Below are 25,851 nucleotides of genomic sequence, written 5' to 3' on the forward strand. Positions count from 1 at the left end.
ACGTTCGTTCGGTTCAACCGGAAATCAGTCGATTGATGTCATTATAAAATGAGCAGGCCATGAGCAGGATCAACAGAAACATGCCGATCTTCTGCCCAATTTCCACGCTACGCTCGGAGAGTGGTTTCCGCCTGATAGCTTCGGCCACATAATACAGCAAATGACCACCATCAAGAATCGGTATCGGCATCAGATTGAGCACGCCCAAACTGATGCTTATCAATGCGATGAATTTCAAATATTGACCGGCACCTGATTTTGCCGACTGACCGGCATAATCGGCGATCGTGATCGGCCCGCTGATGTTGTGCCATGACACTTCGCCGGTCAGCATCCGCCCCATCATCTTCAGGCTGAAGCCGATCTTGTCTCCGGTTTCGTCCAACGCCTTGTGCAGCGCCTCGAAAAAGCCGTAACGCACCGTCACCAGCAACTCGTTGCGCATGTCACCGGGATCCCTGACGCCGGCGCCAATCCGACCGATCTCGCGGCCGTTTTCGGTGATCAAGGCCGGCTCAATCTGCAGCAGCAGCGCCGCCCCTCCCCGCATGACACCGACGTTCAACACGCGCCCAGGACTGGCGCGGACGATACGAACAAACTCCTGCCACGCTGCAATCGAAAGCCCATCGACACTGACAATCTCGTCATCCACGCGCAGCCCCGCCAACGCGGCGCGTCCGTCAGGACTGAGGCGCCCGACAAATGGCGGAATCTTGGGCTGGTAAAAACGCAAGCCAAGGCGCTCAAGGGCATCGCCATCCCATCCGGCTTGACGGATAACGCCAAGATCGAGCCGCCGATGCACGATTTCATGTCGCGCATTGATGACTTCGAGGAGTACCGAATCGCCGGCGGAGGCCTGTGTGACGATCTGCCAGCGCATTTCCGGCCAGGATTCAGTCGGAACGCCATTGATCGTCAGAACGCGCTCACCGTTGACGATTCCGGCCTGGGCCGCCGGCGTCGCCACCACAGGCTCGCCGAGGATAGGACGAAGTTCTTCGACACCGACCCAGAAATTGCCCCAATAAATCAGGAACGCCAAGAGAAAATTCGCCAAGGGACCGGCCACAACGATCGCCATGCGCCGCCAAACACTTTGCCGGTTGAACGTCCGACTCAACTGATCCGCCGGAACATCGTCCTCGCGCTCATCGAGCATTCGCACATAGCCGCCCAGCGGAATTATTCCAAGGGACCACTCCGTCTGGTCGCGCCCCAACTTCCTGGTGACAATCGCACGACCGAACCCGACCGAGAAACGCAAAACGCGGACCCCCGCCCAGCGCGCGGCGAAATAATGGCCAAACTCGTGAAACAGGATCAATACGCCCAAAACGACGAGGAAAGCGGTCGTCGTGTAGAGAAAGCTGTTCACAAACCGCCTGCTTGCCGACACATCCGCGCGGCATAGTCACGCGCAGCTGCGTCTGCCGCCAGCACGTCTTCGAGCGTCTCCGCAGCCGACACCGACACACCGCGCATCGTTGCATCAATGATCTTGGGAATTTCGGTAAACCGGAGTTCTTCTGCCAAAAACGCCGCAACTGCAATTTCGTTTGCAGCGTTGAGGATGGCGGGCGCCGTTCCTCCCGTTCTCAACGCCTCATACGCCAGACCCAGACACGGGAAACGCTCGAAATCCGGCCGCTCGAAGGTCAGCGAAGCGATCTTGAACAGATCGAGCGACGCCACCCCCGACGTAATTCGTTCGGGATAAGCCAGCGCATGAGCGATCGGCGTCCGCATATCGGGCGACCCCAACTCTGCCAGAACGGAGCCGTCGATATATTCCACCATTGAGTGGATGACGCTTTGCGGATGAACGACGACCTGAATACGTTCGGGCGGCACATTGAAGAGCCAATGCGCCTCGATCACTTCCAGCCCCTTGTTCATCAGGGTTGCGGAATCGACGGATATCTTTCGCCCCATCACCCAGTTCGGATGCGCACACGCCTGATCCGGCGTGACCTGCTCAAGTTCGGCCCGATCGGCGGACCGGAAGGGACCTCCAGACGCGGTCAGCAGAATTTTGGCAACGCCACTACTTGATAAATCACCCGAATAATCAACTGGAAGTGATTGAAATATAGCATTATGTTCGCTATCAATCGGGAGCAAAACAGCGTTATTTTCGCGCACGGCCCGCATGAAAACGGCACCGGCCATGACGAGCGATTCCTTGTTGGCGAGTAAGACGCGCTTGCCCGATTGTGCTGCAGCCAGGGCCGGCTTCAGCCCGGCGGCACCGACAATCGCCGCCATGACGGTATCGACTTCGGGCAAGGCGGACATGCGGACAAGCGCCTCCTCCCCGTACTCAATCTTGGTTGCGCACCCGGCTGCCTGCAATCGATTGCGCAAGGACTCCGCCAGTAGCGCATTTCCGACGACGGCGTATTGCGGACGGAATTCGATGCACTGCTCGAACAAACGATCTATCTGGCGGTGCGCGCACAAGGCGATGATGCGGTAACGATCAGGATGGCGCCGGACAACATCCAGCGTACTGACGCCGATCGAACCGGTCGAGCCGAGAACCGTGAGTTGACGAAGGGTCATGCAGCCCCCGCGGACAAATTTATCAGCCAGATGAGCGCGACCAGCGGCAAGGTCGAGGTCTGACTGTCGATCCGGTCAAGAATACCGCCGTGCCCTGGCAGGATGCCACTGCTGTCCTTGAGGCCAGCGTTGCGTTTCAACAGGGACTCGAAGAGATCGCCGAGAATGCTCACCACGGTCATGGACAGTGCAACGAGCGCCAGCAGCATCGGGCTGAGCTTCATGGCCGACGGCAACCAGGGCGCCAGTCCGAAGACATAGCAGGTCACGGCAACGGCAGCGCCAAAAGCGCCTTCCCAAGTCTTTCCGGGACTGATCGACGGTGCCAATTTGCGGCGCCCAAAGCGGCGACCGACGAAATAAGCCCCGATATCCGCAACCCATACTGCCGCCATGATGGCCAGCAGAGCCCAATCGCCTGCTTGCCGCAACTGGACCAACGCCAGCCATGTCGGGAGGATGATCAGCAACCCGATCAGCACTCCGGGAAGGGAAGCCGGCAAACGCCACCGCCGAGACATCCACACAGGCACAACGGCGACCCAAAACGCCAGTGCCGGCAAGTAAATCCAACGCGAGAAAGGCCACGCCTGGTGCGCGAAATCGTCGCCGAGCCCCAAAACTGCCGGGCATAAGCGCCAGATAAGAGCGCACACCAAGGCAAACATGACACCGAGAACGATCCGTGCCGAACGCCCCCATGCCATCAGGCCGCCCCATTCCCAGGCAGCCAGGGAAGCGGTCAGCGTAACTGCCAGCACCCACCCCTCTGGCGGCAGAACAAACACAGCCGAGAGAAAGACGCCGAGCAGAACGACCGCGGTCAACACCCGTGTCTTAAGCATCGATCTGAACTTTCAGGGAACGCCCTTTGATCGTCGCCGGCGCATCGCCCGCGCTCGCGGAATTTTGGCCTGCTCCAACCAGTTGCTCGCTTGTCCGACCGAACCGACGTTCGCGCTGCTGATAGGACAACACGGCCTCGGCGATCGCGGCTGAACGAAACTCTGGCCAAAGCGTCTTGGTGAAATAGAACTCTGTGTAAGCGAGTTGCCAAAGCAGGAAATTACTGATGCGCTCTTCACCGCCGGTACGGATGAAAAGATCCGGCTCGGGGGCGTAGTTCATCGACAGGAAAGGCGCGAGATCGTCCTCTTCCCAGTGCCCTGCCTTTTCCGGATGAGCCAATGCAAGTCGATTGGCCGCCTGGAGAATGTCCCAGCGCCCCCCATAATTGGCGGCAACCGTCATGGTCAGCCGATCGTTCTGCGCAGTTTTCTCCTCGGAAAGCCGGATCAACTCGCGCATTTCCGGGTCGAAACGCGACAGATCGCCGATGACCTTGAGTTGAACGCCATTGTCCGCGAGTTTTTCGACTTCTTGCTGCAAGGCTTTGACGAAAAGCTGCATGAGCAACGAGACTTCGTCGGCCGGGCGCCGCCAGTTCTCGGAGCTGAAGGCAAACAGCGTCAGATAGCGAATACCGTGCTCAAGGCAGTAGCGCACCACTTCCCTGACCGTTTCCACCCCCCGACGATGGCCGGCAAAACGAGGAAGAAAACGTTTTTTCGCCCAACGGCCGTTGCCATCCATGATGATGGCAACATGCCGCGGCATCCTGGCCGGCGCAGGAATATCGCTCGTCGAACTGGTAAACACGTTAGTCGAAAAGATGCGCGGAGAGGCTCAGATGGCCATCAATTCGGATTCTTTTTGCGCAAACTGCTTGTCGACTTCGGCAATGTTCTTGTCCGTCAACTTTTGGATGTCGTCCTGCGCCCGACGCTCGTCATCTTCCGAACACTCCTTGTTCTTGACGAGATCCTTCAGCGTCGAGTTGGCATCCCGGCGCAGGTTGCGAATGGCCACTCGCGCATTTTCGCACTCATGCTTGACGACTTTGATCAGGTCGCGGCGGCGCTCTTCCGTCAAGGCCGGCATCGGCACGCGGATCAATTCACCCAGCGCCGCCGGATTCAGGCCGAGGTCAGAATCCCGAATTGCCTTTTCCACCTTGCCCACCATCGCTTTTTCCCAAGGCTGCACGCCCAGGGTACGCTGATCCAGCAGAGTGATGTTGGCGACGGTATTGACCGGCACCATCGATCCGTAGTAATCCACCTGAACGTGATCGAGCAGACCGACGTGCGCGCGTCCGGTGCGAATCTTGGCAAGATCGAGACGCAGCGCCTCGAGCGTTTTATGCATTTTGTGTTCGGCCGTCTTTTTCACATCTGCAATCGACATCGCACTCTCCTTCAGCAGTAGACCAGGGTGCCTTCGTTCTCGCCCATCACGACGCGCTTCAGCGCACCCGGCTTGAAAATCGAAAAGACATTGATCGGCAGTTTCTGATCGCGGCAAAGCGCGAATGCGGTCGCATCCATGACGGCAAGATTCTTCATCATGACCTCATTGAAACTGATGCGGTCATATCGGGTCGCGTGAGGATCCTTTTTCGGATCAGCCGAATAGATGCCATCAACCTTGGTGGCTTTCAACACGATTTCCGCGCCGATTTCAGCCCCGCGCAATGCGGCGGCGGTATCGGTGGTAAAGAACGGATTTCCCGTACCACCGGCAAAAATAATGGTGCGCCCCTGTTCGAGACCGCGGATCGCACGTCCGCGGATATACGGCTCGACGACCTGTTCGATGTTCAGCGCCGACTGCACACGCGTCGGCATGCCAATCGTTTTCATCGCATCCTGCAGCGCCAGCGCGTTCATGACCGTCGCCAGCATGCCCATGTAATCAGCCTGGGCACGGTCCATACCCGTCGCGGCCGGGGCGACGCCGCGAAAGATATTACCTCCGCCGATCACCACGCCGACCTGCACTCCCAAATCAACGACGCTCTTGACCTCGGCGACGATCTCCGAGATCGTCTGACGGTTGATCCCGTAAGCATCGGCCCCCATCAGGGCCTCACCCGAGAGCTTGAGCAATATGCGTTTGTATTTAGGAGCGATGTCGGACATGGTTCGGCGCTTTCAGTCGGATTATTTCTGGGCAGCGGCTGCCTGAGCAGCAACTTCGGCGGCAAAGTCGTTGGTGCGCTTTTCCAGACCGTCACCGACGACATACAGCGTGAACGAAGCAACCGACGCGCCCTTCGACTTGAGCAGTTGCTCGATCGTTTGCTTGCCGTCTTCGGCCTTGACGAAGACCTGACCGAGCAGCGTCACTTCCTTGAGGAATTTCTGCACCGTCCCTTCAGCGATCTTCTCGAGCATCGCTTCCGGTTTTCCGGCTTCACGCGCCTTCTCGATCGCGACGCGACGCTCGCTGTCGAGCAGTTCGGCCGAAATGCCAGATGCATCGAGCGACTTCGGCTTCGACGCAGCGATGTGCATGGCCAGGTCGCGGCCCAGCTGCTCGTCACCACCGACGAGATCCAGCATCACGCCGATCTTGGCGCCGCCGTGGATGTAGGAAGACAGACGGCCCTTCGCCTCGACGCGCACGAAGCGGCGCAGCGTCAGGTTTTCGCCAATCTTGCCGACCAGTGCGGTACGCGCCGATTCCAGCGTTCCTTCGCCGAAGGGCTGCGACGACAAGGCGGCGACGTCGGCCGGGTTCTTCTCGACGACGAGGTCGGCGGCGACCTTGGTCAACGCCAGGAAGTCGTCGTTCTTGGCGACGAAGTCGGTTTCGCAGTTAACTTCAATGATCGCACCGGTCTTGCCATCGGCAGCGATGCTGACCGCCACGACGCCCTCGGCCGTGATGCGGGTGGCGGCCTTGGTCGCCTTGGAGCCCAGTTTGATGCGCAGGATTTCTTCTGCCTTGGCCATGTCGCCAGCGGCTTCGGTCAGCGCTTTCTTGCATTCCATCATCGGCGCGTCGGTCTTCTCGCGCAATTCTTTTACCATGCCTGCGGTAATTTCCGCCATTTCATTCTCTCCAGTTACAGGAACTGGCCGTTGAGGCCAGTCCGATTGAACACAGGACGCGACAAACGATCCGGCGCGCAGCCGGATCGTTTCGGTCGGCAATAATTACTCGGCTTCTTCGACGAAGTCGTCGTCCGAAGACGCCGCGATGATTTCTTCAACGAACTGGCTGCGGCCTTCGAGGATCGAATCGGCAACGCCGCGCGCATACAGACGGATCGCGCTCGAGGAGTCGTCGTTACCCGGGATGACGTAGTCGACGCCTTCGGGCGAATGGTTGGTATCAACCACCGCGATGACCGGGATGCCGAGCTTGTTGGCTTCGGTGATGGCGATCTTGTGATAGCCGACGTCGATGACGAAGAGCGCGTCGGGCAGCGTGTTCATTTCCTTGATGCCGCCGATCGACTTTTGCAGCTTGGCAACTTCACGCTGAAGCATCAGCGCTTCCTTCTTGCCCAGCTTGTCGAGCGAACCGTCTTCAAGCGTCGTTTCCATTTCCTTCAGGCGCTTGATCGACTGCTTGATCGTCTTGAAGTTGGTCAGCATGCCACCCAGCCAACGCTGGTCGACGAAGGGGGAATCAGCGCGCAGCGCCTCTTCGGCAATGATTTCGCGCGACTGGCGCTTGGTGCCGACGAACAGGATCGTTCCCTTGTTGGCCGCCAGCTTGCGAACGAAGGCCATGGCTTCGTTGTACTTGACCAGGGTCTTTTCGAGGTTGACGATATGAATCTTGCTGCGGGCACCGAAAATGTACGGTGCCATCTTGGGATTCCAGAAACGGGTTTGATGGCCGAAATGGACACCGGCCTCCAGCATTTGACGCATCGTTGCAGACATACTCTTCTCTTTCATGTCAGGGTTGAACCACCATTCGCCCAGCTACGTCCGGCCATTAACGGAACCGAACACCCTTGATCGGGCGAATGTGCGTAATAAGCTCATCGATCACGACGAGCCCGCGCACCACCATGGCGCGCATTGTTTCCCGGCACTCGCCGGAAAAACCTGGCAATTCTACCACTAGAAGCCACCCAAAGCCACCACTATGCACTGTCTCGGTGCTCGTGGCGGACGCCGCAAAATTGCCACGATCGCCCGCATCCTTTATCCTCGTGGCTTTGTGCTGCCATCGAGCCCCTTGAACCATGAGTATCGTCCTGAAAACACCAGAAGAAATAGAAAAGATGCGGGTCGCCGGCCGCCTGGCCGCCGAGGTGCTTGATTATATTGCGCCGTTTGTAAAACCCGGCGTCACCACCGGCGAACTCGACCGTCTCTGTCATGAATACATGGTCAATGTTCAGGATTGCATCCCGGCACCGCTCAACTACGCGCCGTCGGGCTACAAACCCTATCCCAAGGCCACCTGCACGTCGGTCAACCACCAGGTCTGTCACGGCGTCCCCGGCGACAAGCAGCTGAAGAACGGCGACATCGTCAATATCGATATCACGACGATCAAGAACGGCTACCACGGCGATACCAGCCGCATGTTCATCGCCGGCGAAGCCTCGATCCAGGCCAAACGGCTGTGCGAAATCACCTTCGAATGCCTGTGGCTCGGCATCTGCCAGGTACGTCCCGGCGCCCGCCTCGGCGACATCGGCCATGCCGTCCAGCAATACGCCGAGAAGAATGGATACTCGGTCGTCCGTGAATTTTGCGGCCACGGCATCGGCGCACGCTTCCACGAGGAGCCGCAAGTCGTTCATTACGGCAAGCCCGGAACCGGTGTCGAACTCAAGGAAAACATGATTTTCACGATCGAGCCGATGATCAACGCCGGCAAGGCCGCCATCCGCGAACTCGCCGACGGCTGGACGATCGTGACCAAGGACCACAGCCTGTCGGCGCAATGGGAACACACGATTCTGGTGACGGCGACAGGTTTCGAGATTCTCACACTCTCCGAGGGCGCTCGCCCCAAACCGGACTGGATCAAGTGTCCCGCATAAGCTCCCAGCAAGCGGCCCGCAACGCGCTGATCGCGCGCTACAAGCCGAGAATTCAAGCCGAACAGGCCAACATTTGCCAGCGCTTTCTTGAGGACCGAGACCCGCCGGGCATGCTGCACGCGCGCTGTCAACTGGTCGATGACGTCCTGCACGAGATTTGGCAGGAGCTTTGTCCCCACCCCTCCCTGGCTCTGGTTGCTGTCGGCGGTTATGGCCGCGGGCTGTTGTGGCCCTACTCCGACATCGACCTGCTGTTCCTGTTGCCGAAACGCCCGGACCCCAAACTCGCCGAGACGCTTGAGCAGTTCATCGGCCTGCTATGGGACATCGGCCTGGAAATCGGTCACAGTGTGCGCACGCCGGAAGAATGCCTGGCTGAAGCCGCCGGCGATCTGACCATCGAAACGGCGCTGGTCGAAGCGCGTCTGCTTGCCGGCAGCGAAGCCTTGTTCGCCGAACTCTCGGCTGCCTTCCGCAAGCAACTCGACCCGCAGACCTTTTTCCATTCCAAGCGAACCGAGCAAACCGAACGCTACCTCCGCTACCAGGAATCGCCCTACAGCCTCGAACCGAATTGCAAGGAGAGCCCCGGCGGCCTGCGCGACCTGCAGTCGATCCTCTGGATCGCCCAGGCGGCCGGATTCGGCAACACCTGGAAAGACCTGCAACTGCACGGATTCATCACGCAACAGGAGGCGCATGGACTGCAGCGGCGCGAACTGTTCCTGCAGCGCCTGCGCATTCAACTGCATATCCATGTGCGGCGACGCGAAGACCGGCTGCTGTTCGACCACCAGCGTGCCATCGCCGAGAAAATGGGCTTCGCTGACACGACTTCGCTGCTCGCCAGCGAACAGCTGATGCAGGAGTACTACCGGACTGCCAAGGCGATCACGCAACTCAACACCATCCTGCTGCAGAACATCGGTACAGCGATCTTCCCGATGCGCCCCCACCCGCCGGTGCCGATCAACAAGCGCTTCCAGGCAGTCAATCAGCTGCTCGACGTGACCAACGAGGACGTTTTCAACCAGAAGCCAGGCGCCATCCTCGAAGCCTTCCTGATCATGCAGCAGCATTCCGAGCTGCGCGGCATGACCGCCCGGACCATCCGCGCCCTGTGGCGGGCGCGTACCCTGGTCGACCATGCCTTCCGCGACTCGCCGGAAAACAAGGCCTGTTTCATCTCCCTGTTCCAGCAGGAACGCGGCGTCCTGCACGAGTTGCGGCGCATGAACCAGTTCGAGATTCTCGGCCGCTACCTGCCCAACTTCGGCGACATCGTCGGCCGCATGCAGCACGACCTGTTCCATGCCTATACGGTCGATCAGCACACCATGCAGGTTCTGCGTAACCTGAGGCGCTTTCTCGAAACCGAATTCGCCCACGAATACCCCTTCTGCAGCCAGCTGATCAGCAATTTCGATCGTCCCTGGGTGCTCTACATCGCCGCCATTTTCCACGACATCGCCAAGGGCCGCGGCGGCAACCACTCTGAACTCGGTGCCGAGGATGCGCGGGTATTCTGCGAAAGCCACGGCCTCGATCCCGAGGACCGCGAACTCATCGTCTGGCTGGTGCGGCAGCATCTCGAAATGTCGAGTGTCGCCCAGAAAAAGGACCTTTCCGATCCCGACGTCATCGCTGCCTTCGCTGCGCTGGTGGGCGACGAAAGACACCTGATTGCGCTCTATCTGCTGACGGTCGCCGATATTCGCGGCACCAGCCCAAAGGTGTGGAACACCTGGAAGGGCCAGCTCCTCGAAGACTTGTTCCGGCAGACGCAGCGGGTACTGAACTCCGACGGCGCGACACCGCCGAAGCAGGGCCTGATTCAGGAAAAGCAGCACGAAGCCGAACGGCTGATGCGCTTTCTGGCGATGCCGGACGGCGCGCACGAAATCCTCTGGAAGCAGCTCGACACGGTCTATTTCCAACGTCATTCCGCCGAGGAAATCGCCTGGCATGCGCGCATGCTGCACTATCGCGTCGCCAGTGAAGAGCCGGTGGTCAAGGCGCGGATATGTCGGCATGGCGCTGGCATCGAGGTGCTCGCCTACACGCGCGACATCAAGGACCTGTTCGTGCGCATGGTCGGTTTTTTCAGCCGCGCCGGCTTCAACATCATGGACGCGAAGATCCATACCACCCGCCACGGCTACGCGCTCGACAGCTTCATCGTCCTCGACGTCAGCGGCCGCGACGACGATCGCGACCTGATCCAGTACATCGAACACGAACTGCGCGACCGCCTTAACCGCGAGACGGCACCGGACACCCCTGCCAACGTCCGCCTGTCGCGGCAGGTCAAGCACTTCCCGATCCAGCCGACCGTTTCGATCTATCCCGACGACAAGGGCACGAACTTCGTCATGTCAGTGTCGGCAGCCGACCGCCCCGGCCTCTTGTTCACCGTGGCGACAACGCTGACCGAACACGGTGCCAATCTGCAAACGGCGAAAATTGCCACCCTCGGTGAACGTGTCGAGGACACGTTCCTGATCAGCGGCGGCGACTTGACCGACAGTGCCAGCCGGATCCGACTGGAAGGCAAACTGCTCGAACGACTGAAAAGCTGATGCGAGTAGCATTGCCCGGTGTCCGCGGCCGCGGTTTTACGAGCGCCGCCTGGAAATTCTTGCGCCGGTAGAGAAAGCCCCATTTACCGCGAGTATTCTGGGCGGCGCGGCCGAACAATACCGTCGCGGACGGGTCCGCCGTATAGGTCGAGTCCGTCCAGTTGCCGCGCAGATAATCGATCGACACGGGCGTACCGGCGGTGCAGCCGTCCGATGATGATGCCATATCGAGGCAGACGGTCGCTTTGCCGGCGGCACTTGGCTGGCCAAGCGTGATCGAACCGAAGCCGTTCGCCAGGGCGCCAACGGCGCTGACCGTCGTGCCCGTCGTCCCGGACAGCGCGATATTCGCTGTGGCATAGGTCGTGCAACTATCGGCAAGATTCGTCTGCCCATACGAGCCTGTCCAGTATTGCGCCTCGCTACGCACGACATAAGGCGCCCATTCCGACCCCCGGCCGGAAACCAGGCGCAAGCGTCCGGAGCGAACCGGCGTCGCGCTCGATTTACTGTCTCCGCTTGCCAATGCGACGCCGCCGTTGCACGGCACCCAGATCGACCCTCAGTTTGTCCAACTGGCGCCGGGGCCAGACCCGAGAGAAATAGCCGTGCCCAGACAAACAAGATACCCAGTTTGCGGGAAACAAAAATCGACATGGAGTCGATAGGATTCAGCGGCAGGCACGCCCCCTGCCGCGCAGCGTTATAAACAAGCGTTCATCTCAACACGGCATTATCTTGCCGGCATGTTGTCGAGGAAAGATGTTTCACCTCTTCTAACAGGCCGTATCTGACTTATGCCTGCGCGTCAGGGAACAACACGTCGCTGAATCCGAACTGTCGAAAGTCCCGAATTCGCATTGGATAAAGCATGCCATCGAGATGATCGCACTCGTGCTGCACGACGCGGGCATGGAAGCCTTCGACCGTGCGTTCAAGCGGATTTCCCTGCGGATCGAATCCGGTATAGCGCAGACGCGTCCAACGCGGCACCTTGCCACGCAGGCCAGGCACCGACAGACACCCTTCCCAATCGTCCTCGGTCGCATCGGAGAGCGGTGTCAGAATCGGGTTGACGAGCACGGTAAAGGGTACGGCGTCCGCATCCGGATAGCGCGGATTGTGCTCGAAACCGAAGATCACCACCCGCAGATCGACGCCGATCTGCGGTGCCGCCAGACCAACGCCATCGTACTCGCGCATGGTCTCCATCATCTCCTCGATCAGCGCCAGCAACTCGGGCGTATTGAACTCGGTGACCTCGCGTGCCCGTTGCAGCAGGCGGGAATCCCCCATCCGGAGCACGGGCCTGCTAGGCACAGCCGCACCCGCTACGCATGACGAGTTCGCCGATGATCGAGCGGACGTGGCTCATCGACTCCTGCAGCACGCTCTCGATCGCCTCGAACTTGATCCCGTGACGACTGTCGGCGCGACCGGCCGCGTAATTGACGACCAGGTTGATCGCCGCATAGGGCACGCCCAATTCACGCGCAAGCGCCGCTTCCGGCATCCCGGTCATGCCGACGACATCGGCGCCGTCGCGCTCGTAACGGTCGATCTCGGCCGCCGTTTCGAGCCGCGGCCCTTGCGTCGCCGCGTAGACGGAGGAATCGCTGACCGGCACGCCGGCACTGGCGGCGGCATCCATCAGTTGCCGGCGCAAATCGGCGTCATAGGGCTCGGTGAAATCGATATGCGTGACCTTGCCATCCGGCCCTTCATGAAAGGTCGATTTCCGGCCCCAGGTGTAATCGATGATCTGGTGAGGAATCACGACATCGCCGGGCTTGAGGTCGGGACGGATACTGCCGACCGAAGCTACCGAAACGATGCGCTGCGCGCCGAGCTTCTGCAGCGCCCAGAGATTGGCGCGGTAATTCACCTCATGCGGCGGAATCGTATGTCCGTAACCGTGCCGGGCGAGAAAGGCCACCGGTTCGCCGCAGATCCGCCCAAGCGTGACCGGACCGGAGGGATCGCCATAAGGCGTGCGCACGACCTCGCGGTGCGAGATGTCGAGGTTCGCGAGTTGCGAGAGGCCGCTGCCTCCGATCACGGCGAGCATTTCATGCTCCTTTCATCGCATAGATGGCCGGCAGATTGCGGAAATGTCCGCTGACGTCCATGCCATAGCCGAAAACGAAACGATCCGGCACCGTCAGTGCGACGAAATCGGCCCGGATCGGCTTTGTCTTGCCGTTCAACTTTTCTGTCGCCACGGCCGTATAGCACTGCCGCGCGCCCAGTTCCGACAGGCGATCGACGATGGCCGCCAGCGTCAGCCCTTCGTCGAGGATATCGTCGAGCACGATCACCGTCCGGCCTTCGACCGGCGTCCGCGGCGCTGCACGCCAGGACAAGGCGCCCCCGGAGGTTTCCTGACCGTAGCGCGTGACGTGCAGGTAATCGAACTCGAGCGGGAAATCGAGTTGGGTCATCAGGTGCCCGGCAAAGGGCACACCGCCGCTCATCACGCACAGCACGAGCGGATTGGTGTCGGCCAACTGTTGCGTGATCTCGGCGGCAACGCGCGAGACCGCCACTTTGACGGTCTCGGCGGAGTGGATCAGATCGGCCGCGGCGAGAATCGCCTTGGCATTTTCAATGTCGGTCATGCATTTTCCAGGGTATTGAGGTACTGCGAAAATGCGGCGCCCACTTCGGGATGACGGCGACCGAAATCAACGGTCGCTTCCAGATAACCGAGTTTGGAGCCGCAATCAAAACGTTTGCCGAGATAGCGATAGGCCAGCACCTGCTCTTCCGCCATCAACGAAGCAATGCCGTCGGTCAGCTGGATTTCGCCGCCCGATCCCGGCGCCACCGTTTCCAGGTGATGGAAGATCCTCGGCGTCAGGATGTAACGCCCGACCACCGCCAGATTCGATGGTGCCACCTCGGGCTTGGGCTTCTCGACGATCGCCTCGATCCGTTCGAGCCGGTCGCCGACCGGCGCCGACTTGACGATACCATAACTGGCGGTATCGGCCGGCGGCACGTCGAGGGCACCGAGAATCGAGCAGCGGTAATAGTCGAATTTGTCCGTCATCTGCTTCATCACCGGCACTTCGTGATCGAGCAAATCGTCCGCCAGCAGCACGGCGAACGGCTCGTCGCCGACCACCGGTTTGGCGCACAGCACGGCGTGCCCCAAGCCCAGCGCTTCGGGCTGGCGCAGATAGATGCAGTTGATGTTCTTCGGCAGCATGTTGCGGACGAACTCGAGCATTTCCGTCTTGTTCTTGGCGGCGAGTTCGGTCTCAAGCTCATAGGCCTTGTCGAAATGGTCTTCGATCGCCCGCTTGGTGCGGCCGGTGACGAAGATCATGTCGGTGATGCCGGCAGCGACCGCCTCCTCGACGGCGTACTGGATCAGCGGCTTATCGACGATCGGCATCATTTCCTTCGGGCTGGCCTTGGTCGCCGGCAAGAAGCGCGTACCGAGTCCGGCGACCGGAAAGACCGCCTTGGTAACCTTTTTCATGATGTTATCCTCATTATGACCCTATCAAAACGCGTAATTGTGCCTCATCGATCACCGCGACTCCAAGTGTCTGCGCCTTGTCGAGCTTGGATCCCGCCTCGGCGCCGGCGACCACGTAATCGGTTTTCTTCGACACCGATCCGCTGACGCGTCCGCCGGCCGCCTCGATCAGCGCCTTGGCCTCGTCGCGCGTCAGCGAGGGCAACGTACCCGTCAGCACCAGCGTCTTCCCCGCCAATACGCCCGGTTCAGCGGCACGCCCTTCTTCCTGTGGCCAGACGATGCCGAGACTGCACAAATCCTCGATGATCCGGTGATTATGCGGCTCGGCAAAGAATCCGCGCAGCGACGCCGCCACCACCGGCCCGACATCGTTCACCTGCAGCAAAGCCTCCTCATCGGCGCCGAGCAAAGCCTCGAGCACGCCGAAATGACGAGCGAGATCCTTGGCCGTGGTTTCGCCGACGTTGCGGATACCCAGCGAAAAAATGAAACGGGCAAGCGTCGTCTGCTTGCTCTTGTCGATCGCTGCGAGCAGATTCGACGCCGATTTTTCGCCCATCCGGTCGAGACCGGCGAGCGTCGCGAGATCGAGCCGATAAAGATCTGCCGGCGTATGCACGAGACCGGCATCGACCAGCTGTTCCACGATTTTCTCGCCCAGGCCTTCGATATCCATCGCCCGCCGCGAGGCAAAATGGATTAGCGCCTGCTTGCGCTGCGCGGCACAATACAACCCGGCACTGCAACGCGCCACCGCCTCGTCGTCCCCGCGCACAACTGCGGAGCCGCATACCGGACATGCGCCCGGCATGATGAATTCCGGCGTCATGATGGGTCGATGTTCGGGCAGCACCCGCACCACTTCGGGAATCACGTCGCCGGCACGGCGGACGACGACGGTATCGCCGACGCGCACGTCCTTGCGGCGGATTTCGTCTTCGTTATGCAGCGTCGCGTTGGTCACCGTGACGCCGCCGACGAAGACCGGCTTGAGCCGGGCCACCGGCGTCAGCGCCCCGGTACGGCCGACCTGGATGTCGATCCCGAGCACCTCGGTCGCCGCCTCTTCGGCCGGATACTTGTGCGCCACGGCCCAGCGCGGTTCGCGCGAGACGAAGCCAAGCTCGGCCTGAAGTGCCAACGAATTGACCTTATAGACGACGCCGTCGATGTCGAAGGGCAATTCACCGCGTTTCTCACCGATACGCCGGTGGAAATCGGCGAGCGCCTGCGGGCCGCGCAACACTGCGCGCTGTTCGCAGACCGGCAGGCCGAAGGCCGCCAGCGCGTCAAGCATTTCCGCCTGCGTGGCAGGACGTTCCCAATCACGCACCTCGCCGAGGCCATAAGCGAAAAACGCCAGCGGCCGGCTTGCGGCAATCCGCGAATCGAGCTGCCGGATGCTGCCGGCGGCCCCGTTGCGCGGGTTGACCAGCGTCTTTTCGCCGCGCTGACGCGCCTGCTCGTTGTAACGCTCGAAGTCGGCGCGTCGCATGTAGATCTCGCCGCGCACTTCCAGCACGGCCGGCGGCAGCTCGGAACGCAAGCGCAAGGGGATCCGGGCAACGGTCCGCACGTTTTCGGTCACATCCTCGCCGGATTCGCCGTCGCCGCGTGTTGCTGCCTGGACGAGCATGCCGGCCTCATAGCGCAGATTGATCGCCAATCCATCGAACTTCAATTCAGCGACGTATTCGATCGGCGGCGCCGATTCGTCCCGGCCAAGCTCGCGACGCACCCGCGCATCGAACGCGAAGGCGCCGCTGTCACCGTCGTCGGTCTCGGTACGAATCGACAGCATCGGTACGGCATGGCGCACCGGCTGGAACATGTCCAGCACCTTGCCGCCGACCCGCTGCGTCGGCGAGTCGGGCGTCAGCAGTTCCGGATGCGCAGCCTCGATCGCCTGCAGCTCGCGAAACAGGCGGTCGTATTCGGCATCGCTGATACTCGGGGCGTCGAGGACGTAGTACTGGTAATCGTGGTTTTCAATATCCGCCCGCAAGACGCGGGCGCGCTCGGCGGCCTCCATGCGTCGGCCTCAGGAAAACAGCCGCTGGGCGAAAGCGCCGCCGGCAGGCAGCTTGCGCGTCGCCATCGTCGTCTGGTACTGCGCGATCTGGCGCCGGATCGGTTCGAGCGCACCGTCGGAGAGCGGACGCCGGTTGTCATCGACAAGCGCACCCTTGAGCACGTCGGCAAAGCGTTTGGCCAGATCGACCATCTGCGCGAAGATGCGATCGCCGTGAGCGACGGTCGGCACATCGAGCAGGAAGGTCAGCCCGTGCGTCGTCATCGTCTTCATCGCTTCCCCGACAAACCCCGCGGCCTCGTGATTGAGCAGGACGTAGAGGACGTTGCCATCGTCGTCGACGCGGACAAAGCGGCCATTCTCGATCACCATTCCGGCCGATTCGGCCAAGGCCCGGATTTTCGTTCCCGGCAAGGGCGTGGCAACGCTGACCACGTTGATGCCGATCTGAATATCGACGCCGGCACAGAAGGCGTCGAGCGCCGCGGCCTTCTCGAGCGCGCTCTGCCGTTGCGGCATATCGACGATGGCCATCAGCGCATGCGCAAGATCATGCATGGCGACATGGAAGACCGTCAGCTCGGCATCCGACACCGGTCCGCGACGATCGACGAGTTGCAGGCCAATGCGCAGGCTGCGGTACGGGGTATCGCTGCCGGCCTCGATCGCCTCCCATTCGCGCGTCGTCTCGTTAAAACCGAACCAGAGCACGCGTTTGCGCACATGGGCAAGCGCCTCCTTGACGGCACCGAGGATTTGCGCCGCCGGCGCCGGTTCGATCGCTTCAAGCGCGGCGATGTAATCGACCTCCGCCGACAACAGGTGCTGCGGTTCGGCCACTTCACGGAATTCGTCGCTGGTAGCAGGAGCTGCCGGCGCCACCTCGACAGGCTCGACCCGACTGGGCGCAGCCTTCGGCGCTGACATCGGCGAAGCGGTAACCGGCGGACGCGGCGCTGTCACCGGCCTGGGCGGCACCGCTGCTTGTGCTGACGCTTGGACAGGCGGTGCTGGCCGGGTCGGCACAACCGGCTCGGGGGTGAAAGCAGGCACGGAAGCGGGTGTGGCGTCGGGCGCCAAAACGGGCGCCGGGGGCGCCATGACATCGTCCTCGACGCGCAACACCGGTTCGATCCGTTCACCGCTGACGGCGTCGACACGCAGGACCGGCTCGATGCGTTGCGGCACCGGCTCGGCCGGCATCCGCCGCTCGATCATCGGCGTCTCGGCTACCGGCGCGGGGATATCCTCATCCTCCGTCCTCATCGCCGGCTCGTCGTCCGGCAGCGCTTCTTCCGGTTCGACACGCATCGCCGGCGCCTCGTCGTCCGTCGAGGTCACCAGCACGTCTTCCTCCGCTGGCTCCAGCAGGCGCTGCGCCAAGGTGCGGTGGCGGTATTCAATCCAGGCGTTGTAGGCCACCACGCCCGATACGGCGACGGCCCCGAGGCCGATCAGACCTATCTGCAGTTCGGTCATAGTTCTCCGCTATAGGATTTGCTCGCGCATGCGCAAGGCCTCTTCCATATCGACTTCGACAATGCGCGACACCCCGGATTCCTGCATCGTCACGCCGACCAACTGCTGCGCCATCTCCATGGCGATCTTGTTGTGGCTGATGAAGAGAAACTGGGTGTTCGTCGACATGCGCTGGACCATCGCGCAGAAGCGTTCAGTATTGGTATCGTCGAGCGGCGCATCGACCTCGTCAAGCAGGCAGAATGGCGCCGGATTGAGCCGGAACATGGCGAACACCAGCGCGATCGCGGTCAGCGCTTTTTCGCCGCCGGAAAGCAGGTGGATCGTCGAATTCTTCTTGCCTGGCGGCTGCGCCATGACCTGCACACCGGCATCGAGGATTTCCTCGCCGGTAATAATCAGGCGCGCTTCGCCGCCTCCGAACAGGATCGGGAACAGCTCGCCAAAATTCTTGTTCACCGTGTCGTAGGTTGCCTGCAGCAAATCGCGGGTTTCGCGATCGATGCGCCGGATGGCGTTTTCCAGCGTTTCCATCGCCTGCGTCAGGTCCTCCGATTGCGCGTCAAGGAAACCCTTGCGTTCGCGTGCCGATTCGAGTTCGTCGAGCGCCGCCAGATTGACCGGTCCCAGGGCCTCGATCGAGCGCTGCAAAGTGGTGATCGCCCCTTGCAGCGCGCTCGGACGGGCATTCGGCAGGTCAAGCGACAGGCTCGCCTCATCGGCCTGCGCTTCTTCCAACTGTGCCGCCATCTGCTCGACGTTCAGCGCCGCCGCCTGTTCCTTCAGACGGAAGTCGCCGATGCGTTCGCGCAGCGGTTCGAGACTCAGTTCGACCTTCATGCGCTGCTCTTCGAGCGTCCGCAGCGCGCCGGCCGCAGCTTCCTGCGCATCGCGCGCCGTGATCAGTGCCTGTTCGCACGCCACGCGCCGCTCCAACGCGGCCTGCAGTTGCGGCTCGAGATCCTCCGACTGCATGGCCTCGGCCGTTTCGGCGCAACGCACCAGCTCGTCGGCAATGCGGTCAATCTGCTTGAGCGCGAGATCGCGGTTGTTCTTGATTTCGCCGAGCTTCGTCCGGCATTCACGCTGCGAAAACTGCGCTTCGCGCCACTCGCGTTCAGCCGCATTGACGCGTTCGCGCTCGTCACGCAGCGTCCGCTCGGCCTGTTCGAAGCGGGCGGAAATCGCGTCGAGCCGCATCTGCAACTCGCGAATCGCCTCGCGCGCGCTCTCGACCGCCTCGTCCGCCATGAACAGGCGTTCGTTTTCGGCTTCTTCCTCGGCGGCCATGTCGGCGAAGCTGGCGTCGATCTGTTCCTGGCGCTCGCGGAAACGGTCGAGCGCCTGCGACAGCTTCAGCGTCTCGACCTGAATGGCATGCGCCTGTTCCTGCAGCACATCGAGTTCGCGCCGCGCCTCCTGCAGCGAATTCTGCGCGTCGGCGATCGTCGCCTCGATCTCGGCCAGACGCTCCTGCGCCTGTTCGACGCGCTCCTCGCGCTCGGCGATGATGCGGCCAAGCTCCTCGATTTCGCGCTGGCGTTCGAGCAGACCGTGTTCGGCAGCATCGGCGGCAAACAGCGTGACGCTTTGCCGCGTAATGACATCGCCATGAGGCGTGACGCAGCAGGCGTTGCCGGTCAGCGTCTCGCGCCGGTCGAGCGCGGCTTGCAGACTGGGGACGGCATGCACGTCGCCGAGCCAGTCGGCAAGAATCGCCGCCAGTCGGGCATCGTCGCAACGGATCTTGGCCATCAGGCTGTCGTGGCGATGCTTGGTTTCGCCCCCCCCGACCGGCAACAGCAGCGTCAGCTTGCTGCCCGGCCGATCCTTGTCCCAGGCCGGATCGACGTCGTCGGCGGACAGGGCGTTGAGCCGCTCGCGCAGGACCGCTTCGACCGCGTCTTCCCAGCCGGCATCGACATGCAAGGACTTCCACAGCGGTTCGTGTTTCTCCAGGTGATAGCGGCGCAGCCATTCGCCGACCTTGCCATCGCCCTGAACGCGCTTTTGCAGTTGTTCCAGCGCGATGCGTCGCGCATGTGCCTCGGCACGTTCCTTCTGCACCAGCTGCACATCGGCCATGACCTGCCGGCGCTGCTGATCGAGCCCCGGCAAGGCACGCTGCCGCGACATCAGGTCTTCCTGCGCCGTCGCGATCTTCTCGCGCAGTTCGGCCAGCAGCTCCTGCTTGAATTCGAACTCGGCATGATCCGGCACCGGCAATGCTTCGCGTTCCTGGTTCAGCCGGTCGCGCCGGCTCGCCAGGATCTGCAGCGAACGCTGTGCGTGGCCGCGATTCGTCAGCTCGACCTGCAGGCGCTGTTCGGCGCGCGCGATCTCGCCACGCTGCGTATTGACGGCTTCCTGCACTTCGGCATAGGCCTCCTCGACCAGCGGCAGGCGCTCCTGCTGTGCCGCGAGGCGCATTTCGCCCTGCTCGGCGCGCTCGTCGGCCAGTACCGAAAGCTCTTCCCAGCGCGTCTGATCGGCGTCGTATTTCTCGACGTCGGCTTCCCACTGCTGCTTGTCGGCCTGCAACTGCGTCAAGCGTGATTCGTACTCGCTCTGCGACTCGCGACGATGGCGGATTTCGGCCTCGAGCCGCGCCACTTCGGCACTGGCCTTGTAGTTTTCCGACTGGGCCGACTGCACGCCGTCAGTGGCGATGAAATGGTTCTCGCGCGCTTCTTCGAGCTTGGCTTCGGTCTCGCGCAGCGCCGCATTCTGCGCTTCGAGTTCGTTGACGGCACGCTCCACTTCGCGCGCCACGCGTTCGCGCTCGGTCTGCGCCTCGTTGCGCCGCAGCAGCCAGAGCAGCTGTTGCTTGCGCGTCAGCGATTCGTGGTATTCCCGGAACTGGCGCGCCACCGCCGCTTGCTCTTCGAGCCGCTCCATCTGCGAGCCGAGTTCGACCCGGATATCCTCGACCCGGGTCAGGTTCTCACGCGTGTCCGACAGCCGGTTCTCGGTTTCCTTGCGCCGCTCCTTGTACTTGGTCACGCCGGCGGCTTCTTCGAGGAAGACGCGCAGTTCGTCTGGACGCGCCTCAATGATCCGCGAAATCGTGCCCTGCCCGATGATCGCATAAGCACGCGGACCGAGGCCGGTGCCGAGGAACAGGTCGGTGATGTCCTTGCGGCGCACGTGCAGGTTGTTGATGTAGTACTCCGACTGGCCGCTACGCGTCAGCAGGCGCTTCACCGACAATTCGGAATATTGCGACCACTGCCCGGAGATGCGACCGAGCGAGTTGTCGAAGACGAGTTCGACCGAGGCGCGCGACACCGGCTTGCGGCCGCCCGAGCCGTTGAAAATGACGTCCTGCATCGACTCGCCGCGCAGTTCGGAGGCTTTCGACTCGCCCAGCACCCAGCGCACGGCATCCATGACGTTGGATTTGCCGCAACCATTGGGACCGACGACCCCCACCAGCTGACCGGGAAGCGCGATGGTGGTCGGATCGACGAAGGATTTGAAACCGGCGAGTTTTAGTTTTGTCAGGCGCATGTAAACCGGTGGCAGCCGGCCTGGCTGCGCAAATCGTGGCTCTGTTCTTGGTAGACTCGGCGCCGGCGATATCGCTCCGGCATCATTGACCGCCTATAATAGCATTTTGGCAGCCCAAATCGTTTCGAATCAGACCCCAGACATGACGACTCAACCCTCAAAAACACTGGAAACCTTTCCCAATCCGGCCCCGCACCGGGATTTTCACATCCACATGGAGATTCCGGAATTCACCTGCCTCTGCCCGAAGACGGGCCAACCCGATTTCGCCACGCTGATCCTCGACTACATTCCCGAGAAGACCTGCGTCGAACTGAAAGCACTGAAGCTGTACATCTGGTCGTTCCGTAACGAGGGCTGCTTCCACGAAGCAGTGACCAACCAGATTCTCGACGACCTCGTCAAGGCGCTCAAGCCCCGCTACATGCGCCTGACGGCGAAGTTCTTCGTGCGCGGCGGCATTTTCACCAACGTCGTCGCCGAACACCGGAAAAAGGGCTGGAAGCCCGAGCCCAAGGTCGAACTGACCGATTTCGAAACATCGTCGAACACGCGAGGTTAAACGATCATGAGCGAGACATCCTTCTCCTTCTCGGACGAACAACTGGACCGGCTCGAAGCCTTGCTGTCGTCGCCGACGCTTGAAAACGCCATGGGCCTCGACTCGGCGCAGGGCTATCTCTGCGCAGCCCTCGCCGGCCCGCAACCGATGGCGCCGGAGCGCTGGCTGGCCGATATCCTCGGCAGCGAAAACGCCCTGGAAATCCCGGAAGGCCTTGAGGCGGCCGGACTGCTGCGCCAGTTCGCCGACGCCATCGAAGCCGAGCTCGCCGAAGGCACGCCGCCGGTGCTGCTGCTCTATCCGGCCAGCGACGAGGAAGACGCTCCCAGCGACTATGTGCCTTGGTGCCAGGCCTATCTCGCCGGTGTCGACGCCGCCGAACAGGACTGGTTCGAATTTCTCGGCGAGGAAGACGCCGACGACAATGAAGAAATCCGCGAGGAAGTCGCCTACATCGACGAGTGCCTGTTCCCGCTCATGGTACTGACCGGCGAAGCCGAGGCAGCCGCCCGCGAACACGGCGAAGAATGGCCGGAAGGCGATGAACTCGAGCAGGTCATCAACGACTGCGAGGAAGACCTGCCGCAAGCCGTTGCCGACCTCTACTGCTTCTGGCGCGCCAAGCGCGGCGTCGGCACGATCCGCCGCGATGCGCCCAAGGTCGGCCGCAACGACGCCTGCCCCTGCGGCAGCGGCAAGAAATTCAAGCAGTGCTGCGGCGCCGAATAGTCAGGACGACAATCGGTTCTTCCATCGATCGAACGCCTCCGCAACGCGGGGGCGTTTTTTTTTGCTAGGACCAGAATCGGATGGTGTTGCGGCCGGCTTCCTTGGCCTGATACATCGCCCCGTCGGCCCGCTTGAGGATTTCCCCGGCGTCGATCTCGTGATTGACGAACAGGGTCACGCCGATGCTGGCCGAACAATGATGCACAACCGACAAGGGGTCGCCTTCGTCGCGCCGCAGGCTGATGCGGTAGGGCTGGGAGAGCGAGAGACGGATCTTCTCGGCAACCGCCAGGGCCTGCGCCCGAACCTGCTCGGGATCGTTCGGATCGAGTTCGCAGATCATCACGACGAATTCGTCACCACCGAAGCGCGCGACCGTATCCATTTCGCGTATGCACCGCCGCATGCGCGCCGCCACTTCGACGAGCAGGAGATCGCCGGCGTCATGGCCGTGGGTGTCGTTAAGCGGCTTGAAATTGTCGAGGTCGATGAACATCAGTGCGCAGTAGCGCCCGCTGCGCTTGCTCGCCAGCATGGCCTGGATCAGCCGGTCGTGAAGCAGACGACGGTTCGGCAGGCCGGTCAGCGCATCGTAAAAGGCCAACTGCCGGACATGCTCTTCCATGCGTTTCCACTCGGAAATATCGGTGTGGATGCCGATGATGCGGGCCGCCCGCCGCGCCTCGTCCCATTCGACCGTCTTGCCGACCGAACGGATCCAGATCCATTCACCGGTCACGGTCCGGCAGCGATATTCGATCGTGTGCGGCACACCGTCCAGGGCGCATTGCTCGAGTGCAGCGGTGAACGCCGCCCGGTCCTCCGGATGAACAAGCGCTGTCCACGACTTTAGCGTCGAGTCGAAGACATCGGGATCGTAGCCGATCAGACGGACATAATCGGCGCTGACATCGATCTTGCCGATCTTCAGGTCGATATCGAACCAGCCCTGATTCGATGCGCTGAGCGCCAGGCGCAGTCGCTCCTCGCTCTCGCTCAGGGCTTTCTCGACCCGCCGGCGATCGGTGATGTCATGAACGATCGACAAAAGCAACGGCATCCTACTGGTTTCGATCGGCGTCACATAGGATTCGACGTCGCGGATCTCGCCCGACGCGAGACGGTGCTGGAACAGGAAGACCGTCCGCTCGCCCTTGATCGCCCGGCGGCGCTCCAGCGCCACCTGTTCCGGCGACAGAATGTTGATGTCGCCGATCGCCATTTTCAGCAACTGGTCGCGCGCGTAGCCGTAATAACGCACGGCCTCGCCATTGGCGTCGATGATCTCGCCCGTCACCGGGTTGATCAGCAGCATGACCGAAGAATTCTTCTCGAAGAACAGCCGGAAATTCTCCTCGCTCCGGCGCAGCGCCTCTTCGGCCTGCTTGCGTTCGGTGATGTCACGTGAAATACCGAAAACGCCGATGATCTGGCCGTCGCTGTCGCGCAGCGGGCCCTTGGTCGCCAGGAAGATGCGATCGCCGTCGGCCGTCGTCATGTTCTCTTCGTAGGTCGCGACGTGCCCGCCATTCATGGCAACAAGATCATTTTTCCGCACGATTTCGGCCTGCTCGGCCGGGAAAATGAAAGTGTCGTCACGGCCGACGATCTGCTCGGCTTCCTTTCTGACCAGGCGACAGACCTCGCGACTGATCATCAGGTAACGCCCGTCTCGATCCTTGGCGAAAATGGCATCGGAAGAACTGTCGACAATGGCTTCGAGCAGCCCGGCTGTGCGTTCCTTCTCCCGACGCGCCGCCTGTTCAAGTTCGGCATAGCCCATCGCCTCATTGATCAAACCCCGGACAAGCACGTACAGCAGCAAGGCGGTTACAGCGACGAACAACCATCCCTTGAGCGTGCTGACCAGCGTCATCAGCTCTCGGTCTTCGAACATGAAGCCGACGGCGGCATCCGAAAACAGAATCCACAGGCTCGAAAACACCGCATAGATCAGGACGACGCGCAACGCGCCGCCACTCACCCTGATCTTCTGCTTTCGACTGTCCGACCTCATCCGGCGGCCTCCGATGCCAGCGATATCCGACGGCAGACCCTCGCTCCGGCCCGTACCACGGCGCTTGTTACGATAACGGCATGACTCACCCTCAGATTACACTGTTTTTACCGATTGGCGAAAATATCGTCGTCTAATGACAGTGACGTACGCCCACCGGCTGGCCGAATTGCACAAAAGTGCTATAGTACTGGTCGCATCCGCATTGCCCTTGTCGTCTGAATGCCGTCCTTCGGCAGATGCCTCAAGGTTCTGTAAACAAGGCAAACCCATCGAAAGGTGGGGACGCAAAATCTCCGGCCTAAAGGGCGTCCGACGTCCCACGGTAGCGGGATCGCCAGGAAACCCAGCATGATGTACTCGACGACGACCAGCCGTCGCATTATCAAGGCCAAGGTCAAGAAAAGCCGCACCTCCCAGCGTAACGTCCGCACGACGCCGCATGCCGCGCCCGTGAGAACGGAAGCACCGGCCTTGCCGCGCTTCAGCCGGACCGACACGCCGTCACCCAAAGCCTCGCAGCGCCCTTGGTATCTGAGCTGGAAACTGCTCGTGCCGATCGTGCTCTGCTCGTCCGCGGCCATCGCCTATGCGTTTGTCGCGTCGTCCGAGGACGAGACGGAGCCGTCGATGGCGCAGGAACAAGCGCCGCAACGGGAGTGGCGCAATGTCAGGACGGAAACGCCCGGTCAGGCCCGGCCAATGGGCTACAGCGGCCACCCGGGGCAGTGGTCGGCAAGCCATGCTAACGGGATAACGGGCGCACGTCCTGCCGCCATCCAGGGCTCACCGGAGCTCGGCCTGACGGCGAGCCCCGCCCGCAAGCAGAATACCGTTGCCACCGTTGCCACCGTTGCCAGTGTCGCCAGCGATGTCGATACGATCGAAGCGTCGTTTGGCGAAAACCGCAGGGTGACGCTGCCCGAGAATGTCTCGGGTCGCTGCAAACTCACGCAACCGGGCCTCCGGGACCTGAGTACCTGCCTGGCGCAAAACGGGGCCCGCGCCGACTGACCCGGCCGGCCCCA

At 61.6% G+C, this 25,851-nt stretch carries 22 protein-coding genes and 1 riboswitch; of the genes, 5 read left to right on the forward strand and 17 right to left on the reverse strand.

All coding sequences use genetic code 11. The annotated features are described in order from the left end of the window. Positions 1-13 precede the first annotated feature (13 nt). The 8 genes from rseP to rpsB form a co-directional block, all read right to left on the reverse strand. The gene (gene rseP / locus BLR25_RS09370; protein ID WP_342718536.1) at positions 14-1,402 is read right to left on the reverse strand and encodes an RIP metalloprotease RseP; all 1,389 of its coding nucleotides are present in this window, start codon (positions 1,400-1,402) and stop codon (positions 14-16) included. After that, positions 1,378-2,568 (reverse strand): 1-deoxy-D-xylulose-5-phosphate reductoisomerase, encoded by a 1,191-nt coding sequence (gene ispC / locus BLR25_RS09375; RefSeq protein WP_091936883.1) that lies wholly within the window; start codon positions 2,566-2,568, stop codon positions 1,378-1,380. Before ispC ends, rseP begins: the two co-directional genes overlap by 25 nt. Next, positions 2,565-3,398: a phosphatidate cytidylyltransferase gene (locus BLR25_RS09380; protein ID WP_342718537.1), complete on the reverse strand. Its 834-nt coding sequence runs from the start codon at positions 3,396-3,398 to the stop codon at positions 2,565-2,567. The genes ispC and BLR25_RS09380 overlap by 4 nt, the downstream gene beginning before the upstream one ends. A 7-nt stretch (positions 3,399-3,405) precedes the next feature. Continuing rightward, positions 3,406-4,185 carry a polyprenyl diphosphate synthase gene (gene uppS, locus BLR25_RS09385; protein ID WP_091936887.1) on the reverse strand — a complete coding sequence of 260 codons (780 nt, stop codon included), beginning with the start codon at positions 4,183-4,185 and terminating at the stop codon, positions 3,406-3,408. A 69-nt stretch (positions 4,186-4,254) separates the two neighbouring features. Further along, positions 4,255-4,815 carry a ribosome recycling factor gene (frr, locus tag BLR25_RS09390; protein ID WP_091936889.1) on the reverse strand — a complete coding sequence of 187 codons (561 nt, stop codon included), beginning with the start codon at positions 4,813-4,815 and terminating at the stop codon, positions 4,255-4,257. An 11-nt stretch (positions 4,816-4,826) separates the two neighbouring features. Beyond that, a complete protein-coding gene (pyrH, locus tag BLR25_RS09395; protein WP_091936891.1) occupies positions 4,827-5,549 on the reverse strand; it encodes a UMP kinase in 723 nt (240 codons plus the stop codon). 21 nt (positions 5,550-5,570) lie between these two features. Next, on the reverse strand, positions 5,571-6,464 hold the full coding sequence (gene tsf, locus BLR25_RS09400) for a translation elongation factor Ts (RefSeq protein WP_091936893.1): 894 nt from the start codon (positions 6,462-6,464) through the stop codon (positions 5,571-5,573). A 105-nt stretch (positions 6,465-6,569) separates the two neighbouring features. After that, positions 6,570-7,307 carry a 30S ribosomal protein S2 gene (gene rpsB / locus BLR25_RS09405; RefSeq protein ID WP_091936895.1) on the reverse strand — a complete coding sequence of 246 codons (738 nt, stop codon included), beginning with the start codon at positions 7,305-7,307 and terminating at the stop codon, positions 6,570-6,572. A 308-nt stretch (positions 7,308-7,615) separates the two neighbouring features. Between rpsB and map the strand changes: the two genes are divergently transcribed. Continuing rightward, positions 7,616-8,425 carry a type I methionyl aminopeptidase gene (gene map / locus BLR25_RS09415; protein WP_091936899.1) on the forward strand — a complete coding sequence of 270 codons (810 nt, stop codon included), beginning with the start codon at positions 7,616-7,618 and terminating at the stop codon, positions 8,423-8,425. Beyond that, a complete protein-coding gene (locus BLR25_RS09420) occupies positions 8,413-11,004 on the forward strand; it encodes a [protein-PII] uridylyltransferase (protein WP_245715513.1) in 2,592 nt (863 codons plus the stop codon). The genes map and BLR25_RS09420 overlap by 13 nt, the downstream gene beginning before the upstream one ends. Here BLR25_RS09420 and BLR25_RS20955 read toward each other — a convergent pair. The 8 genes from BLR25_RS20955 to smc all read right to left on the reverse strand — a co-directional run bounded on the left by BLR25_RS20955 (position 10,928) and on the right by smc (position 21,515). Then, entirely contained in the window at positions 10,928-11,530 is a 603-nt protein-coding gene (locus BLR25_RS20955; RefSeq protein ID WP_143009811.1) for a DUF6701 domain-containing protein, read from the reverse strand. The two genes, BLR25_RS09420 and BLR25_RS20955, sit on opposite strands and share 77 nt — an antisense overlap. 269 nt (positions 11,531-11,799) lie before the next feature. Further along, complete coding sequence (gene def, locus BLR25_RS09425; protein WP_091936903.1) at positions 11,800-12,324, reverse strand: peptide deformylase; 525 nt, start codon at positions 12,322-12,324, stop codon at positions 11,800-11,802. Beyond that, on the reverse strand, positions 12,317-13,072 hold the full coding sequence (locus BLR25_RS09430) for an S-methyl-5'-thioinosine phosphorylase (protein WP_091936905.1): 756 nt from the start codon (positions 13,070-13,072) through the stop codon (positions 12,317-12,319). The genes def and BLR25_RS09430 overlap by 8 nt, the downstream gene beginning before the upstream one ends. A 1-nt stretch (position 13,073) precedes the next feature. After that, positions 13,074-13,622, reverse strand: coding sequence for a hypoxanthine-guanine phosphoribosyltransferase (locus tag BLR25_RS09435; protein ID WP_091936907.1), 549 nt, complete (start codon positions 13,620-13,622; stop codon positions 13,074-13,076). Next, the gene (gene galU / locus BLR25_RS09440) at positions 13,619-14,491 is read right to left on the reverse strand and encodes a UTP--glucose-1-phosphate uridylyltransferase GalU (protein WP_091936910.1); all 873 of its coding nucleotides are present in this window, start codon (positions 14,489-14,491) and stop codon (positions 13,619-13,621) included. Before galU ends, BLR25_RS09435 begins: the two co-directional genes overlap by 4 nt. A gap of 13 nt (positions 14,492-14,504) precedes the next feature. Then, a complete protein-coding gene (gene ligA / locus BLR25_RS09445; protein ID WP_091936912.1) occupies positions 14,505-16,526 on the reverse strand; it encodes an NAD-dependent DNA ligase LigA in 2,022 nt (673 codons plus the stop codon). A gap of 9 nt (positions 16,527-16,535) precedes the next feature. Next, complete coding sequence (locus BLR25_RS09450; RefSeq protein ID WP_245715514.1) at positions 16,536-18,005, reverse strand: cell division protein ZipA C-terminal FtsZ-binding domain-containing protein; 1,470 nt, start codon at positions 18,003-18,005, stop codon at positions 16,536-16,538. Between the two features lie 9 nt (positions 18,006-18,014). Further along, the gene (smc, locus tag BLR25_RS09455; RefSeq protein WP_091936914.1) at positions 18,015-21,515 is read right to left on the reverse strand and encodes a chromosome segregation protein SMC; all 3,501 of its coding nucleotides are present in this window, start codon (positions 21,513-21,515) and stop codon (positions 18,015-18,017) included. Positions 21,516-21,657: 142 nt separating this feature from the next. Between smc and queF the strand changes: the two genes are divergently transcribed. Both queF and BLR25_RS09465 read left to right on the forward strand, forming a co-directional pair. Beyond that, the gene (gene queF, locus BLR25_RS09460; RefSeq protein ID WP_091936916.1) at positions 21,658-22,077 is read left to right on the forward strand and encodes a preQ(1) synthase; all 420 of its coding nucleotides are present in this window, start codon (positions 21,658-21,660) and stop codon (positions 22,075-22,077) included. Positions 22,078-22,083: 6 nt separating this feature from the next. Continuing rightward, a complete protein-coding gene (locus BLR25_RS09465) occupies positions 22,084-22,806 on the forward strand; it encodes a YecA/YgfB family protein (RefSeq protein WP_091936918.1) in 723 nt (240 codons plus the stop codon). Positions 22,807-22,870: 64 nt separating this feature from the next. Here BLR25_RS09465 and BLR25_RS09470 read toward each other — a convergent pair whose 3' ends face one another. Next, positions 22,871-24,823 carry a sensor domain-containing protein gene (locus BLR25_RS09470; RefSeq protein WP_091936920.1) on the reverse strand — a complete coding sequence of 651 codons (1,953 nt, stop codon included), beginning with the start codon at positions 24,821-24,823 and terminating at the stop codon, positions 22,871-22,873. A gap of 252 nt (positions 24,824-25,075) precedes the next feature. Continuing rightward, positions 25,076-25,165: riboswitch (cyclic di-GMP riboswitch) on the forward strand. Positions 25,166-25,174: 9 nt separating this feature from the next. Here BLR25_RS09470 and BLR25_RS09475 point away from each other — a divergent pair. Next, on the forward strand, positions 25,175-25,837 hold the full coding sequence (locus BLR25_RS09475; protein ID WP_091936922.1) for a hypothetical protein: 663 nt from the start codon (positions 25,175-25,177) through the stop codon (positions 25,835-25,837). Positions 25,838-25,851 lie beyond the last annotated feature (14 nt).

Origin of the sequence: Propionivibrio dicarboxylicus (genome assembly GCF_900099695.1) — a bacterium.
Lineage (GTDB): Bacteria > Pseudomonadota > Gammaproteobacteria > Burkholderiales > Rhodocyclaceae > Propionivibrio > Propionivibrio dicarboxylicus.